A 15,706-nucleotide genomic window follows, 5' to 3' on the forward strand; every position below is an offset into this window, starting at 1 on the left:
TAGTCACCAGAATTTGAGATAATGCCTTTGCTGACGAGAATTAGAAGATAGCATATGTTACTAAAGAACTTGCACTACTTTCCCCTGCACTCAGATACGCGCGAGTTAGTCATTTCTTTTCTTTATTATGTGCCTGACTGATCATATGGTGAATGATTAGCCATTTATCATTTTCCTTTTTATATACCCGGAGATGATGATTTTCTCTATCTTCCATGGCTCTGCCATCAGGCCATTTCTGACTTTTTCTAATATTGGTAGGTCTAGCCAATGCAAACTCATCATTCAGATAAGTAATCTCAGGGGGCCATAATTATTTTTTCCGGACATCACAAAACCCATACTGAATATGGTACTCAGTACATCTTCCAACTCCTGCCTGCTCTGCACTCTGTCACCAAAAACATTTGTCCAATTTAACTCTTCCGCATAATCCTGAATTGCCAACGATACATCTTTTTTTTCCCAGGCAATATCCCAGTTACTAATGCTTTGCCTGATTTGTGCTTCATCTGCTAAAGGAGCTCCACCAGGATTATATTGACTGAAACAAGGGATGGATACAAACATTAAAAGCAAAAAGATTGAAATAACCATATTCTCAGGATTTAATTCCTCAACTTTTACATACTTGACTTATGCGAAGGTGATACCATCCACCTGATTATTGAGATAATATCAGATCATCTAACCTTATCCTCTCTAATTCTACTTTCTTCCTCTCTGCTTACTTTCAGCTCTCCTCCTTAAGACTGCTAAAAACAATCATAAGTTCATGGGCATCTCAAAGGTGAAGCAGGTTTCTTCGTCATTGGATTTGACAAGGAGCTTCCCCTGATGTGCGCGTGCAATTTCAGATGCAATATAGAGCCCGAGTCCCAAGCCCTTTTTTCCCGGCTTTACTTCACCTCGTGAGAATGGGTGAAAGAGCTTTGCCATGGCAGCATCTGGAATTTTCTTTCCCTGATTCGTTACCGAAAGCACAAATTTATCCTCATCACTGCTGGCATACACCTTAACAGGCTTGTTTTTTCCCCCATGCATAATGGCATTGCCCAGCAGGTTGGAGAACAGTTGAGCAATACGGTCGGCATCTGCATGTACAGTTCTCTTTAACTCAATCTGGCTTTCAATATGCTGCTCGGCGGACAATGTACGCATTTCGGTAATCACCTGAAGCAGACTTTTTTCCAGGGTATCCTGATGTTCAGCAGGTTTGAGGCTGATACCTCCTCCCAGGCGTCCTCTGGCAAAATCCAAAATGTTATTTATCAGCCCCTCCATCCTGAAGTTTGTGGTCTGGATAACTTCTACTATGCGCTTAGCGCTCTTGTCTAAAGGCATTTCCAGTAGGAGTTCGGTGCTTGCTTTTGTGGTAGCTACCGGATTGCGAAGGTCATGGCCTAATATGGCAATAAACTGCTCTCTGAGTTCAGCCATTTCACGCTCCTCTCTGAGCTGCAATTCAGTATTATCCAGTTGATCAACAGCATTTAGATGAAAAGAAATAAGATCAGCATACAAATTAAACATCCCAATAACTTCCGGGGTATTTACAGTGGCAGGTTTGGTATCCAAAGAGCAAAGCGTGCCAAAGAAGCTACCATCTTTACGATAGATAGGCACTGAGATATAGCTCTGAAAGCCATACATCGCTGGTATAGGATGACAATTGTATTTCTCGTCCTGATCCACGTGGTTAATAACCACAGGTTTATCGTGTTGACGCACTACATCGCAGAAGGTAGTTTCTATTTTTAACTCATCACCGGGCTTGAGTCCAAAAGGAATCTTGTCTAGCACACTACAGGTAACCCATCTGCTCTCAGTAACGCGGGCTATGGCAGCAAAACTCATTCCTGTGGTTTTGCATAAGACATCTAATAAGGTGGGCACGATTGAAATACGACTGACGGCATCAATTTCAGCCTGAAAATCTACTGGGTCTTTAGGCACAGAACAGTAATTTTGATCGGGTTAATTTATAATTGGAATATATAAACAAGAACGGCTATAAAAAATTCAGGGCAAGTCATTTTTTTTCTTCACCGTACCTAACTCCCTCACATCATTTTCTGGTGCTTATCACTGGTTACAAATATTTTTCAATCAGGCGTGAGGGCTTTTATGAAACGTTTTTACCGATCTCTGCCGGCACCGGCATGATGTAGAGAATGGCATCCGTTTCCTGTCACTCCATCGTTGAACTGCTGGAAAAAGTACTGGATAAAAATATTGATGTGATCAAAGTCAATAATCTCTATTAGATGAAAGGGAATGAGTTTGTTCATTCAGTCAGGGACTATGATTTTCAAGCCTGTACATGAGCTTTTACTTTCAGATGTAATTGAGCGTATAGCCTGCATTATGAGGTAGCCTATGAATATTAAAGAGCCATTCAACACCTCATTGCTTTAGCATCACCGCTACGGCTAAGATCAACAACCCAAGTGATTACAAAGTCTAAAACTAGGTCCGGGCATCAGTAGATCTGTCTTGCCAGCCTTTCTTATGATATCATGATCAGGCTTCATCAGATGCCATGAAAACATATATATTTTATATCTTAATAATAATGATATAATTATATAGATTTCCTCAATGAGAACTTGATGCCATCTTACAGGCTTAAATAGTTGTTGACTACAGGGATTACAATATTGTTTTTACGCAATGCTTAGGTATGGACAGTTAAAATCGGGCAACAATATAGGTTTGGTCATATGTAATTTCCTTTGACTTTTGGTTCACCTTAAAATATAAAAAGATGGCAGCCGATTTGATTTTCCCAATGAAAAATAATTTCAGTCAAAATGGTGAAGTGGGAATTTGTACCTGTATATCACTGAATTGGGCAAAAAAACACTTAAATACAATCGCGGATTAAAGAGCTATGGTGAGATTGGCCTGACAGATCATACGATGAATGCCCAAATGTCTATGTTGCGTAGATTTGACCATGATCCAGTTAGTCAATCAGGATTGGTAGACTTACAGGATATTGGTGGGGATAGAGTGATTACTTCTGTTGACGATGTGATCAACATTACCAAGCAGAATACGCCACATGTTGCCATATTCTGGACCGATACCCATACAATGGGCTACCGATACAGTCATTTAGAAAAAGAATTTTTTGACAATGAAGTCGGATTATACCGCGCTAAAAAAACAACAGACATCAAACAAATCATGAGCAAAACCATCAGTCCTTACGGACCGGTTAAGGGGATGCGACTGCTTAAGCTCAAAGCCTAGGTAAGTGAATATACATAAGCTCTACGCGTTCAGCTTGCGAATGATTTGCATTTCACCTTTTGTAACTTAGATTTCCTGCATCAATATCCCAATGCTTTGGCATCACCGGTACGGGTCACATCAGCGGCTCCCTCAAGGCTGCCATCGGGTCGCACCAATATGGCTTCAGTCCTACCCAACTGTTCAAAAAACCGTAAGTCGTGCCCTTTTGCTTTAAGCTGATCGGCTATTAGGCTGTCAATGGCACCTTCTTCTACCACGATGCGATCGGGCAGCCACTGTGAATGCGTTTTTTTAGCGTTTACGGCTTCCTGCATCGTCATACCATAGTCAATCACATTGATTATATTCTGGTAAATCACATTGATGATGGTAGAACCACCGGGGGTGCCCAGTACCATAAACAAGTCTCCATTTTTTTCTACAATGGTTGGGCTCATGCTGGACAGCATACGCTTGCCGGGCGCTATGGAATTGGCTTCTCCACCTATTAGTCCAAAAATATTAGGAAAACCTGGTTTCAGGCTGAAGTTGTTCATCTCATTGTTCAGGAAAAAGCCCGCACCATCTACCATCACTTTATTGCCAAAATAGGCCACCAGTGTGGTTGTAATAGAAACGGCGTTTCCCTCCTTATCTACGATGGAGAAATGTGTGGTTTCCAGGCTTTCTATCCGATCTACCTCACCCGCTTTGATCTCTTCTGAAGCTGTAGCTTTGTTCATATCAATACTGGCATTACGCTCACGTATATACGCTTCGTCCAGCAGCATATCCATAGGCACATCATAGTAGGCAAGGTCACCCATATGCTCTGCCCGGTCGGCATAGGACCTTCTTTGCAGTTCTGTCATAAGGTGAATACTTTCAGAAGTATTATGGCCTAAGCTTTTTAGCTCGTAATCATTTGAGCCTTTAAGCAATTGCACGATGATGATGCCACCGCTGCTGGAAGGTGGCATAGAAATGATGTTAAAGCTATCTCTGTACACTCCCTGAATGGGTTCTCTCCATACTGATTGATAGTTTCTCAGGTCTTCCAGGGAGATAATCCCTCTCCCTTCCTGCATTTCATCAACAATTAGTTTTGCAGTTTCTCCCTCATAAAAGCCTTTCCTTCCCTGATCACGGATCCTGCTGAGCGTAGCAGCCAGATCTTTCTGTACCAGTCTATCCCCCTGCTTCCACAAACTGTCTTTGATCAAAATCATATCGGCATCATTCCATGCTTTGAACCTATCCATCGCATCATTAAAGGTAGAGGCATCGTATGCTGTCACGGCAAAGCCGCTATCGGCTACATCTATGGCTGGCTGTATCAACTCGGCAAATGGAAGTGTCGCAAACTTCTGGTGAATCTGCTCCATACCATCTACGGTGCCGGGTGTGCAGGCGGCAAGATGTCCGTAAAGGGCCTGCTGGTTCATGACCGAGTCATTTTCATCCAGAAACATATCACGGGAAGCCTGAGCAGGAGCAGTTTCTCTAAAATCAAGAGCCCCTTTTTCTCCTTCAGCCGTACGATAGACCATATAGCCTCCCCCGCCAATGTTACCTGCTTTCGGTAATACCACTGCCAGTGCGTATTTTACAGCTATGGCAGCATCAAAAGCGTTTCCTCCTTTTTTAAGGACATTTAAGCCAATTTGCGTAGCAATAGGATGGGCTGAAACTACCATCCCATTGGGGGCTACTACACCCTCACTTTCTTTTTTTGGCAGTTTCAACTCTTTTAACATTGCATCATTATCCGCTCCGCTGCTGGAACAGGAGCAAGTTAAAAAGCCAAAAATGATCACTAAACTGAATTCAATTATAGCGGCGAAACGCTGGCAGAAAAAAAGCATAAAAAGGCGTTAAATAATGAATTTAGACTAATACAAAGAATATTATTTCAATTATACCCAATATTAAAATTTATCATAAAGATAAAGTTAAAAAATTCAGTATTTTATTTTAAAACATTAAAAACTCTTTTCTACTAAGATTTTACTGCACCAAATAGTTTCCTGTTTGAAATACAAAGCTGTATAAAACCAATAATGAGCAATTCAATGAATCAGACATTACAATAAGTATTAATTACTTAGGTTAAACTTTTACTACATAATCATTTATCTTTTCTTGCAGCATGCTAACTTCGCTGCCAAGCTTAATTTGCAAATAATCACTTTTCACATGCCTAAGATTGATTTTAAGAAACAGGTATTACCACATCTGGTCGCTGTCATCATTTTTCTGATTGTCACGATCATGTTTTTTAGTCCGATGTTCTTTGAAAACAAAACTTTGCAGCAAACCGATGTGCTGATGGGCCTCTCCTCAGGGCAGGAGTTGAAAGAGTATCGTGAACGTACCGGAGAGGAAGCCCTCTGGACAAATGCCATGTTTTCGGGTATGCCAGCTTACCTGATCAGTATCCGCTATCAGGGAGAAGCGATCATTGATTTTTTGCAAAACCTTTATTCCTTTTGGTTACCCCGCCAGGCCGAAGTCATCTTCAAAGGCTTTCTTAGTTTTTATATTCTCTTAGTAATCTTTGGGGTACGCCCTTATCTGGCAATCGCTGGCGCCATAGCCTACGGGCTGGGTACTTTTAATATTGTCAGTCTGGGGGCAGGACATATCTGGAAGGTGGAAGCTATCGCCTATATGCCGCTGGTGCTGGCGGGTATCCATCTGACCTACCGGGGGAAACTGCTCTGGGGATTTACCCTTACGGCAGTAGCTCTTGCCCTGGAAATAGATAGTAACCACCTGCAAATCACCTATTACCTCCTTCTGGTAGTTTTAATCTATGGCATAGCCATGCTGGTGGACGCTATCAAAAAGAAAAATTTAAAACCGTTTGTTACCCAATCTCTCATATTGATTTTGGCAGCGGCCCTGGGTGCGGGTACCAACCTGGGAAGACTATGGAATACCTATCAGTATGGTCAATACTCTACCCGGGGACCTTCACCCCTCAGTGAAAGTGTGGCCAGTGGAGATGACGAAGGCTTAGACAGAGATTATGTATTTAACTATAGCATTGGGATAGCTGAAACCTTTACCCTGATGGTACCTGATTTTTCCGGTGGAGCTAGTAATCGTAATATCGGTATGGACTCAGAACTGGCCGAGATGCTGCAATCAGCCAATGTAAGTCGTCAGCAGATTCAGGGCTTTGTCAGCAATGCCCCTACCTACTGGGGTAGCAAACCAAGTACTGCAGGACCTACCTATGCAGGTGCAATAGTAGCTTTCCTCTTTTTCATTGGTTGTTTTTTCGCTTCCAAAAAACACCGTATCTGGCTAATCATTGCCACGGTTTTTTCCATAATGCTGAGTTGGGGTAATAATTTCAGCAGCTTCAATTACCTTATCTACGATGTGCTGCCGGGCTACAATAAATTCAGGGTAGTGGAAATGGCTTTGGTCATTGCCCTGCTGTGTATTCCTATTTTAGCCTTTCTGGGCATAGAACATTTGCTGAGAAGTGAGTGGAATGCAGGGACGAAGAAACGGTTCTTTATCGCTTCAGCAATACCTCTGGGCCTGATGCTGCTGCTGATTGTATTTGGTGGTGTATTTAGCTTTTCGGGAGCAGGCGACAGCCGCCTTGCCCAGATGGGAGGCGAGGCTATGGTAGATGCAGTAAAGGAAGATCGGGTTTCGCTACTAAGAAGTGATGCTTTTCGCACTCTATTCTTCTCACTCCTGGCTGCTGTACTGATCTTCTTTTACAAGGGTAAAAAATTTGCTTTTATCTGGCTGGCTGTAGGTATCATAGCCCTCTCTTCAGTAGACATGTGGACGGTGGCCAAAAGATTTATATCCGAAGACAACTATGTCAGGGAACGCAATAAGTTTGATGTGATGACTGCCTCGGAAGCTGATAATTTTATACTGGAACAAAATGAAAACCGTGCCCGGGTGCTCAACCTGCAAAATCCCTGGAATGATGGTATTACTTCTTATTATCATTCTTCTATTGGTGGGTATCACGGAGCAAAACTGGGCCGCTACCAGGACCTTATCAATTACTACCTTAATGATGAGCTGGTGGGAATCATCCAAAACTTACAGAATAACAGCACGAACTTCACCAACCTACAAGTGCTTAATATGCTCAATGCACGTTTTTTCAAAGCTGGGGCTGCTCAGAATGCGGTACTCATCAATGATCAGGCACTGGGCAATGTCTGGCTGGTAGGCAATATTCAAAAAGTGAGCAATGCCGATGAAGCCATTGAAGCCTTAAGCACTGCTGACCTGGCCAGCACAGCGATTTTGAATACTTCAGACTTTTCAATGGAGCAGAACAGCTTTAACCAGCAGGGAGATATTCAAATGACAAATTATGAACCCAACGAACTGACCTATCAGGCCGATGTGCAGGAAGAAAGCTTCGCTGTCTTCTCAGAGATTTATTATCCTGAAGGCTGGCAGGCCTATATTGACGATGAACCCGTGGAGCATGTGCGAGTAAACTATATTTTGAGAGGACTCAGCATACCCGCCGGTCAGCATAGCATTCGTTTTGAGTTCAAGCCACAATCTTATTATGTAGGCAGTTCTGTGTCGCTGGTTTGCTCTATACTGCTAAGCATCATGTTGGTAGTAAGCCTGGGGATGAGTGCCAAAAACTTGCGTAAAGAGAGCTAAGTGATTTCCAACATGGAGCAGAATCAACCCATATTATCCATTGTGATCTGTACCTATAATCGGGAAGAATTTATTGGCAAAACACTGCTGCATCTTCATCAGATGGCTCTGCCTTACGCTGATTTTGAAGCCATAGTAGTCAACAACAACAGTACGGACAAGACCGAAAATATCTGTCAAGAATTTATCCATAAGCATTCTGATATGCAGATCAGATATTGTCTGGAAACCCGGCAGGGTCATTCTTATGCCCGTAACCGCGGGATTAAAGAAGCTTCAGGAGAATTCGTTGCTTATATTGACGATGATGCCTTTGTACATCCGGATTTCGGAAGCAATATCATCCGCTTTTTCAATGAAAATCCGGAAGTGAATGCGATTGGGGGTAAAATCATTCCTGCATATCAGAACGGCAAACCCAAGTGGATGTCACATTATCTTCTTCCTTTGGTATCCGCTTTGGATATGGGTAAAAATCCTAGGCCCTTCAAAGGAAGGAAATTTCCGGTAGGGGCCAACGTCACTTTTCGCAAATCTGTGTTTGACCGCTATGGCATGTTCAATGTCAAGCTGGGACGTATCGGAAGTGGATTGATGGGGGGAGATGAAAAAGAGATGGTCTACCGCATGAAAAGGAACGGTGAACAGATCTATTATGTACCTGATGTGGTGGTTGATCATGTAATTCCTCCAAAGCGATTGCAGATGGATTATATTCGCGGACTGGCCGAGGGCGTAGGGCAGAGTGAAAAAAGAAGACTAGAGGGAGAATCTTTAATGCCCAAAATCAAACGAGCACTGGAAGAACTGGTGAAAATCGGGGGCACATTAGTTTTAATGCTCCTCTACACCGTCAAAGGTCAGTGGGCCAAAGGCTGGATGCTAATCAAATTCCGATATTGGGTGCTGATGGGATTTTTGAAAAGATAGAAAAGAAGACCGAAGTCAGAAAACGGAAAACTGAATCAAATACAACTTCGGTCTTCCGTCTCCTGACGTTCCGACTTAAGAAACATGAAACCAAAGCATATAGCATTTTTTGACAATTTATTGGCTTCGCTACTTACAACAGTGAAAGTCATCTTGCTCAGTAAATTTTTTATTAAAAAACCTGATAAGCCAAGTGATTTTGAAGATTGTGTACTGCTAGGAAATGGCCCTTCGCTGAAGCCCTTTCTTCAAGACCATCTGGATTTCCTCCAGAACAAAGCCGTCTTCTGTGTCAATAACTTTGTGAGGACGCAGGCCTATACTACTGTCAAACCTTCATATTACGTAATTGTAGCGCCAGACTTCTGGGCTGAGGAAGAAAAGCCCCACTGGAAGGAAGAGCGCTATAAAATATTTTATGAGCTGGCCGAAAAAACAGATTGGGAGCTGGTACTCTTTGTGCCTGCACTGGCAAAGAAACATAGAGAGTGGAAAAAAATACTGCAACAGAATCCTAAGATCAGCATTGCCTACTTTAACAATACTCCGGTAGAGGGCTTAACTTTTCTCTCTCACTTTTACTTCAGGCAATGGCTTGGTATGCCTCGCCCTCATAATGTATTGGTCGGCACCATCACCATCGCTTTAAATATGGGCTTCAGTAACTGTTATGTTACCGGGGCGGATCATTCCTGGCTAAAGGAAATTATAGTTGCCGACGATAACCGGGTGTACCTGAGTCAAAAGCACTTTTATGATGATCATCTGAAATCCAAAACCTACACCGACGAGGCCCGTCCTATGTATGTGGGAGGGACAAAGCAAGAACGCAGATTGCATGAGATATTATACAAGTTTTATTATTCATTTCGTTCCTACTGGGAATTACTTGATTATGCTAAAGAATTAGGGACACGAATTTATAATCTTACTCCTGGCTCCTATATTGATGCTTTTGAACGCAAAACACTAGAAGCAAAACATGGCCAATCAGCAACTTCGTAAACATATCAAGCCAACGCTTACTGATAAGTACCGTATCTGGAAAATTCGGAGACAATTGGGTAACTGTGGGTCAGGGGTATATTTTGAAAAGAATAGCGCTTTCATGCGTTACCCACATCTGATTTCCATAGGTAACAATGTGATCGTAAAGGAAGGGGCCAAAATATGTCCCTGCAATGAAAGTGCTTCAGTAAGCATTGGTCATAATACAACCATTGGCTACCATACCTTTATTTTTGCTTCAGCCTCCATCAGCATTGGCAATGATTGCCAGATCGCTCCTTTTGTTTATTTGGTTGACAGCGATCATGCTATTGCTAAGGAGCAGTTGATGAACCAGCAAGCTAACCTCACAGCACCCATCAAAATAGGTAATGATGTGTGGATAGCGACCGGAGCCAAGATTTTACGTGGCGTAACCATTCATGATGGGGCAGTGATCGCGGCGGGAGCCGTAGTACGCGAAGATGTGCAAGCCTATGAAATTGTCGGAGGGATTCCGGCTAAGCATTTAGGGTTCCGTGAGTAAATTTGTGCTTTACTCCTTCAATTCATACTTTTTTCTAACTTTGAATTTCATTTTTCAAGCCTAAGCGAACATGCAAATAGGAGGTATCATCTTAGCCCGCTACAATTCCCGTCGTCTTCCGGGCAAAGCCCTTAAAGACATAGGCGGTAAACCGATACTTTTACAAATTTATCAGGCATTAAGGCAATATTTCAGTCAGGGGAATATAGTCGTGGCTACATCCTCCTCTCCTACCGATGATCCTATTGCCGCTTTTTGCAAGCAGCATCAGATACATTGCTACCGGGGCAGCCTGGATAAAGTAGCCGAGCGTTTTTATGATTGTGCAAAACACTTTGGCTTTGAATTCGCTTTTCGCATCAACGGAGACAACCTATTTGTAGAAAGCCGGTGTATTGTACAAATGATGGCAGACGTACAGCAAGACGCGTCCTACGATTTCCTGAGCAATGTGAAGGAGAGGACCTTTCCCTTCGGCATGAGCGTGGAACTGCTGAACACTGAGTTTTATGGTCACTGCCTTGAGAAATTTCAGCAGGATGCACGCTATCAGGAGCATGTGACGCTCTATCTGTATGAAAATGAAAACATAGGTGAAAGAAAATATTATTTTAATACGAAAACACCGGAAGCCAAAGGAGCGCATCTGGCGATAGATACTCCGGAAGATTTTGAGATTGCGCAACTGATCTATGCGCAAATGCTAGAACCTAATAATACACCTCCGCTAGCCGATTTGATCCGGTATTACAAACAAGCTAAGAAAAAGTATGAAGCATCCCTGGAAAGGTAAATACGGACCACTCTTAATCGCCGAAATTGGCGGTAACCACGAAGGCAATTTTGAGTATGCTCTCAAACTTACTGACCTGGCCATTGCATCAGGAGCAGACTACATCAAGTACCAGATGTACAGTGGTGATTCTCTGGTAAGCAAGATGGAAGGCGCACAGCGCAATGCCCACTTCAAAAAATTTGAACTCTCTCAAGAACAATTCATCATACTCGCGAACAAATGTAAAGCAGCCAATGTAGGTTTCATGGCTTCGGTATGGAATCCTGATTATCTGAGCTGGATAGATGAGCACATGAGCATCTATAAGATTGGCTCCGGTGACCTTACCGCTTATTCGGTAATCCGTGAGATTGCCAAAACCGGCAAGCCCATGATTCTTTCTACCGGACTGGCTACTTTACAAGAAGTTTTGGAAACAGTAGCTTTTATCCAATCCTTAGACGACAGATACAAAGAAGCAAATTACCTTTCTGTCCTTCAATGCACTTCTATGTATCCAATACCGTTTGAGGATGCCAACCTTTCGGTCATGAACCTGCTCAGACAGGTGACTCAACTGCCTGTAGGCTACTCAGACCATACGGAAGGCAGCAGAGCACTGGAGATCGCCGTTGCTATGGGAGCGGAGATTCTCGAGTTTCACTTTACTGATGAACGGGAAGGTAAAACCTTCCGTGATCATAAAGTTTCTCTGACGAAAGATGAGGTTCTAACATTAGGCCAAAAAATTAAAGACATTCGCAGCCTGCAGGGACATTACCTGAAGCGTCCCCTGGAAGTAGAAGGAGACCATCGTATCAGTTTTCGCCGGGCAGTCTATCCGGCGCATGATCTTATTGCCGGAACAGTCATTAAAGCAGAAGATTTGGTAAGTTTGCGACCAAATCATGGCATAGATGCCCGTGACTTTGACAAAGTGATTGGCAGAAAACTCAAAACAGAAGTACAGGCACATCAAAAATTAGACTGGAACTTATTTGAATAATAAAAATATGGAGTGGTTCAGAAAAGACCCTTTGACAATCAAACAGCAAGCCCAAAGCCAGGAACACTGGATCAGGGAAAGTGAGGAAGGCTTTCAGAGTTTTCCTGTAGATACCTACTTGGGAAAGAAAACTGATCTTCTATCGCTGAAAAAGAATATCGTTGGCAACATCAAAAAGACATTAGAATATTTTCAGAAAACCCGCACGGAAGTATATGCACAGGCAGGTTCAGAGATGGTCAAAACATGTCCGGTCTGCGAAGCCAGCTCCGATAAGGCGGTAAAAAAACTGAATGTCTATGGTGCGGAATATGCCCAGTGTCTGCAATGTACGCATGTATATGTACTGAACCGGCCTAATCCCAATGCCATTCACAATTTTTATCTGAGTGATGTTAACTATGCATCCACTTACACCGATAAAAGTGCTGCAGAATCCAGACTGCAAGCTATTGCCGTACCCTGGCGCGACTGGATGATTGAGGTGTTTGAAAAACAGTATGGTTTTAAGCCAAAAAAAATTCTGGATGTAGGCTCAGGAGCCGGTCATTTCGTGGAAGCCTGTCGCCGGGCAGGTTTAGAAGCTGATGGCATAGAGCTCAGCGAAGCTAGCCGTAAATTTTCTAAAGATATCTGGGGCATTGAACTGGATGGTAATGATTACACCGAAGTGTATGAGCGATATGCAGGCTATGATGTAGTGACTTTTTGGGGGCTTCTGGAACATACCCCTAACCCCAAAGAACTACTGAAGGTCACACAATCTATTTTTGGGTTTGGTAAATCGGGGATGGTCATCGCCAAGCTTCCCCGCTGGAACTCGCTGAGCGGATTTATTCAAAATATCCTCAACCAGAGCATTGTACGTCACCTGGACCCTATGGGGCATATCAGTTGCTATACCGATGGGTCAGCAGCCGAAGTCTATTTTCAGACAGATTTCTACCCTACTGCTGCCTGGTATTACGGCATGGATGTCTACGAACTTTTTATGCAGCTCGGGCACAAGCTGGACCAGTATGATGTTCTTACACAGACCAGCGAAGTGCAGCTCAATTTGCAGCAAATGATGGATGAAGCCAAGCTCTCGGATGGGCTCACGCTGGTAGGAGTTCCCAAGGATAAGTACAAACATTAAGATAAGCTTTTGACCTATGTCAGCAGTGGAAAGTGTAATGGATCATCAGGTGCTGGTGAGTGTGTACATCACCAACTATAATTATGGAAAGTACATCACCCAGGCAGTGGAAAGTGTGCTCCAGCAAACGCTGGACGACTTTGAGATCATCATCATTGATGATGGTTCCACAGATAATTCCCGGGAGATCATAGAGGATTATGCCCGGCACCCGAAGATCAAGGTGATCTTTCAGAAAAATAAAGGGCTTAATGTGACGAATAATATCGCATTGAGAGTTGCTAAAGGCAAGTACATCATGCGGCTGGATGCCGATGATTTTTTGGACCAGAATGCCTTATTGGTGATGTCTAATACCTTAGAAAGAGATCCTGAACTGGGCCTGGTCTTCCCTGACTACTACATTACGGATGAAAGCGGCGATCCTGAATCTATTCATAAGCGCCACGACTTTGACAAAGATGTATCTTTACTGGATCAGGCAGCCCATGGTGCCTGTACCATGATACGATCCAGCTTTTTAAGAGAACTGGGAGGTTATAATGAGGATTATAGCTGTCAGGATGGCTATGAGCTATGGGTGAAATTTACTGCACAGCATAAGGTATCCAACATTAATACTCCGCTATTTTATTACCGGCAGCATGGCAGCAACCTGACAAAAAATGAGACACGTATCCTCACTACCCGGGCTACGATCAACAAAGATTATCTGAAAGCGGATCAGGAAAAACAGCAAACTATCGCAATCATTCCTGTACGGGATGCTAACTCGGTGAACAACAAGCTGGCCTTCACCTTACTGGATGACAAGACTTTTCTGGAACATAAAATAGATCAGGCTGTGCTGGCTGAAAATATTTGCCAGGTGATTGTCAGCTCTCCTGACGAAAAGGTGAAGCAGTTTGTAATGGAAAAATACCAGAATCAGGTTTCGTTCATCAGTCGTCCCAGTGAACAGGCGAGGCTAAACGTAGGTCTGGTAGGGACAGTCAATCATATAATGACACAAGAGGTTGTTAGCCACCTCAAGCCTACGGCTCTAGCAGTGTTGGCCATTGAATTTCCTTTTGTAGATGCGCTTACCTTAGACAATGCTATCAATACTTTATTTCTCTTTAATTCAGATTCACTGATTTCTGTACGTCCGGATACACATTTATTTTTTCAGCATCATGGACATGGCATGCAGCCTATACTGAATCAGGATAAATTTACCAAGCTGGAAAGGGAGTCACTTTTCAAATATACAGGTGGAATTTCTGTGACCAAGACCACTAAGTTCAGAGAAGAACAACAATTTATTACGGGTAAAGTTGGACATGTGGTTATTGATCAGCAGGCCAGCCTGGGCATTTTTAGTGAGTATGATTTAAAAGTAGCCCGTTTGCTGGCCAAACATTCGCTAGCACAGGCTTAGTTATGATAAAATTTAATCAACAACACTTACTGATCACCGGAGGTACCGGCTCTTACGGGCAGGTGTTGGTAAAAAAGCTACTTTCAGCAAATACCGACCTCAAGTATGTCACTGTTTTCTCCCGCGATGAGTATAAGCAGTACGAAATGCGGCGTAAATTTCCTACCACACAGTATCCTGCCTTGCAATTCATGATCGGCGACATACGCGATCAAGAGGCACTACTGCAAGCTACAAAAAAGGTAGATATCGTTATACATGCTGCAGCCCTGAAGCAAAATATCAGTGGTGAACAATTCAGTGATGAGTTTATCAAAACCAATGTGGATGGCACCCGAAATCTCATTAAGGTAGCTTTACAGAATGAGGTAAAACAAGTTCTTTGCCTTTCGACAGATAAAGCGGTCTATCCTACTACCCTCTACGGAGCTTCTAAGCTATGTGCGGAAAAACTATTGCTTGCTGCCAATTCAAAGCAAAAAAACACGACTGTATTTTCTGTACTCCGTCTTGGAAATTTATTTGGTTCACGAGGCTCCATTTCTTCTGATCTGAAAAACAGGCTTGCAGATGAAACCATCACCATCACTGACCCTGATATGTCCCGCTTCAGCCTGACGATGGAGGAGAGTATAGCACTTACCCTAAAAGTGTTAGAGGTGATTAAAGGGGGTGAAATATTCATCCCTAAAATGGATACTTACCGTTTGGGTGATCTCATGATCGCCTTGAACAAAGATGTTGAAATTAAAAGCTCAGGACCACGCCTCACGGAAAAAACACATGAGATCGCGCTTTCTTCAGAAGAAGCTCGCTTTACGTTTGAATGGGAAAACTTTTATGTGTTTATCAGCCCTACAGCAGGACCATATCTCTATTGGCAAAAAAAAGGGAGCCCTGTGCCTCATGATTTTGAAATGAATTCTTTTCAAGCTCCCAAGCTAAGTATAGAAGTTTTGAAACGATTGATTGATACCCATATTTGATAATGCATAACT

14 protein-coding genes are annotated in these 15,706 nt (G+C 42.9%); 10 read left to right on the forward strand and 4 right to left on the reverse strand.

All coding sequences use genetic code 11. The annotated features are described in order from the left end of the window. Positions 1-285 precede the first annotated feature (285 nt). The 3 genes from OKW21_RS15800 to OKW21_RS15810 all read right to left on the reverse strand — a co-directional run bounded on the left by OKW21_RS15800 (position 286) and on the right by OKW21_RS15810 (position 2,291). Positions 286-597, reverse strand: a complete 312-nt coding sequence (locus tag OKW21_RS15800) for a Cif family virulence factor (RefSeq protein ID WP_277480814.1) — start codon at positions 595-597, stop codon at positions 286-288. A 168-nt stretch (positions 598-765) separates the two neighbouring features. Beyond that, entirely contained in the window at positions 766-1,956 is a 1,191-nt protein-coding gene (locus OKW21_RS15805; protein ID WP_277480817.1) for a GAF domain-containing sensor histidine kinase, read from the reverse strand. A 182-nt stretch (positions 1,957-2,138) separates the two neighbouring features. Beyond that, on the reverse strand, positions 2,139-2,291 hold the full coding sequence (locus OKW21_RS15810; RefSeq protein ID WP_277480820.1) for a hypothetical protein: 153 nt from the start codon (positions 2,289-2,291) through the stop codon (positions 2,139-2,141). 538 nt (positions 2,292-2,829) lie between these two features. Between OKW21_RS15810 and OKW21_RS15815 the strand changes: the two genes are divergently transcribed. Next, on the forward strand, positions 2,830-3,258 hold the full coding sequence (locus OKW21_RS15815) for a hypothetical protein (protein WP_277480822.1): 429 nt from the start codon (positions 2,830-2,832) through the stop codon (positions 3,256-3,258). Positions 3,259-3,338: 80 nt separating this feature from the next. Here OKW21_RS15815 and ggt read toward each other — a convergent pair whose 3' ends face one another. Then, positions 3,339-4,985 carry a gamma-glutamyltransferase gene (gene ggt / locus OKW21_RS15820; protein ID WP_277480825.1) on the reverse strand — a complete coding sequence of 549 codons (1,647 nt, stop codon included), beginning with the start codon at positions 4,983-4,985 and terminating at the stop codon, positions 3,339-3,341. Between the two features lie 451 nt (positions 4,986-5,436). Here ggt and OKW21_RS15825 point away from each other — a divergent pair, with 451 nt between their 5' ends. The 9 genes from OKW21_RS15825 (at position 5,437) to OKW21_RS15865 (ending at position 15,694) form a co-directional block, all read left to right on the forward strand. Further along, positions 5,437-7,905 carry a YfhO family protein gene (locus OKW21_RS15825; protein WP_277480827.1) on the forward strand — a complete coding sequence of 823 codons (2,469 nt, stop codon included), beginning with the start codon at positions 5,437-5,439 and terminating at the stop codon, positions 7,903-7,905. Between the two features lie 12 nt (positions 7,906-7,917). Further along, a complete protein-coding gene (locus tag OKW21_RS15830; protein WP_277480830.1) occupies positions 7,918-8,835 on the forward strand; it encodes a glycosyltransferase in 918 nt (305 codons plus the stop codon). Positions 8,836-8,919: 84 nt separating this feature from the next. Next, positions 8,920-9,840, forward strand: coding sequence for a hypothetical protein (locus OKW21_RS15835; RefSeq protein WP_277480834.1), 921 nt, complete (start codon positions 8,920-8,922; stop codon positions 9,838-9,840). After that, positions 9,818-10,369 carry an acyltransferase gene (locus OKW21_RS15840; RefSeq protein ID WP_277480836.1) on the forward strand — a complete coding sequence of 184 codons (552 nt, stop codon included), beginning with the start codon at positions 9,818-9,820 and terminating at the stop codon, positions 10,367-10,369. The genes OKW21_RS15835 and OKW21_RS15840 overlap by 23 nt, the downstream gene beginning before the upstream one ends. 70 nt (positions 10,370-10,439) lie before the next feature. Continuing rightward, complete coding sequence (locus OKW21_RS15845) at positions 10,440-11,162, forward strand: cytidylyltransferase domain-containing protein (protein ID WP_277480840.1); 723 nt, start codon at positions 10,440-10,442, stop codon at positions 11,160-11,162. Continuing rightward, positions 11,140-12,150, forward strand: coding sequence for an N-acetylneuraminate synthase family protein (locus tag OKW21_RS15850; RefSeq protein ID WP_277480843.1), 1,011 nt, complete (start codon positions 11,140-11,142; stop codon positions 12,148-12,150). Before OKW21_RS15845 ends, OKW21_RS15850 begins: the two co-directional genes overlap by 23 nt. After that, positions 12,143-13,288 carry a class I SAM-dependent methyltransferase gene (locus OKW21_RS15855; protein WP_277480845.1) on the forward strand — a complete coding sequence of 382 codons (1,146 nt, stop codon included), beginning with the start codon at positions 12,143-12,145 and terminating at the stop codon, positions 13,286-13,288. The genes OKW21_RS15850 and OKW21_RS15855 overlap by 8 nt, the downstream gene beginning before the upstream one ends. Positions 13,289-13,304: 16 nt before the next feature. Then, positions 13,305-14,708 (forward strand): glycosyltransferase family 2 protein, encoded by a 1,404-nt coding sequence (locus OKW21_RS15860; RefSeq protein ID WP_277480847.1) that lies wholly within the window; start codon positions 13,305-13,307, stop codon positions 14,706-14,708. Between the two features lie 2 nt (positions 14,709-14,710). Further along, on the forward strand, positions 14,711-15,694 hold the full coding sequence (locus tag OKW21_RS15865) for a polysaccharide biosynthesis protein (protein ID WP_277480849.1): 984 nt from the start codon (positions 14,711-14,713) through the stop codon (positions 15,692-15,694). Positions 15,695-15,706: the final 12 nt, after the last annotated feature.

This window comes from Catalinimonas alkaloidigena, assembly GCF_029504655.1.
In the GTDB taxonomy this organism is placed as follows: domain Bacteria; phylum Bacteroidota; class Bacteroidia; order Cytophagales; family Cyclobacteriaceae; genus Catalinimonas; species Catalinimonas alkaloidigena.

What these genes read in the sequence shown, in the direction of transcription:
- OKW21_RS15800 (WP_277480814.1), bottom strand. Translation starts at nt 597, where the DNA reads ATGGTTATTTCAATCTTTTTGCTTTTAATGTTTGTATCCATCCCTTGT.
- OKW21_RS15860 (WP_277480847.1), top strand. Translation starts at nt 13,305, where the DNA reads ATGTCAGCAGTGGAAAGTGTAATGGATCATCAGGTGCTGGTGAGTGTG.
- OKW21_RS15825 (WP_277480827.1), top strand. Translation starts at nt 5,437, where the DNA reads ATGCCTAAGATTGATTTTAAGAAACAGGTATTACCACATCTGGTCGCT.
- OKW21_RS15845 (WP_277480840.1), top strand. Translation starts at nt 10,440, where the DNA reads ATGCAAATAGGAGGTATCATCTTAGCCCGCTACAATTCCCGTCGTCTT.
- OKW21_RS15865 (WP_277480849.1), top strand. Translation starts at nt 14,711, where the DNA reads ATGATAAAATTTAATCAACAACACTTACTGATCACCGGAGGTACCGGC.
- OKW21_RS15835 (WP_277480834.1), top strand. Translation starts at nt 8,920, where the DNA reads ATGAAACCAAAGCATATAGCATTTTTTGACAATTTATTGGCTTCGCTA.
- OKW21_RS15810 (WP_277480820.1), bottom strand. Translation starts at nt 2,291, where the DNA reads ATGAACAAACTCATTCCCTTTCATCTAATAGAGATTATTGACTTTGAT.
- OKW21_RS15850 (WP_277480843.1), top strand. Translation starts at nt 11,140, where the DNA reads ATGAAGCATCCCTGGAAAGGTAAATACGGACCACTCTTAATCGCCGAA.
- OKW21_RS15830 (WP_277480830.1), top strand. Translation starts at nt 7,918, where the DNA reads ATGGAGCAGAATCAACCCATATTATCCATTGTGATCTGTACCTATAAT.
- OKW21_RS15840 (WP_277480836.1), top strand. Translation starts at nt 9,818, where the DNA reads ATGGCCAATCAGCAACTTCGTAAACATATCAAGCCAACGCTTACTGAT.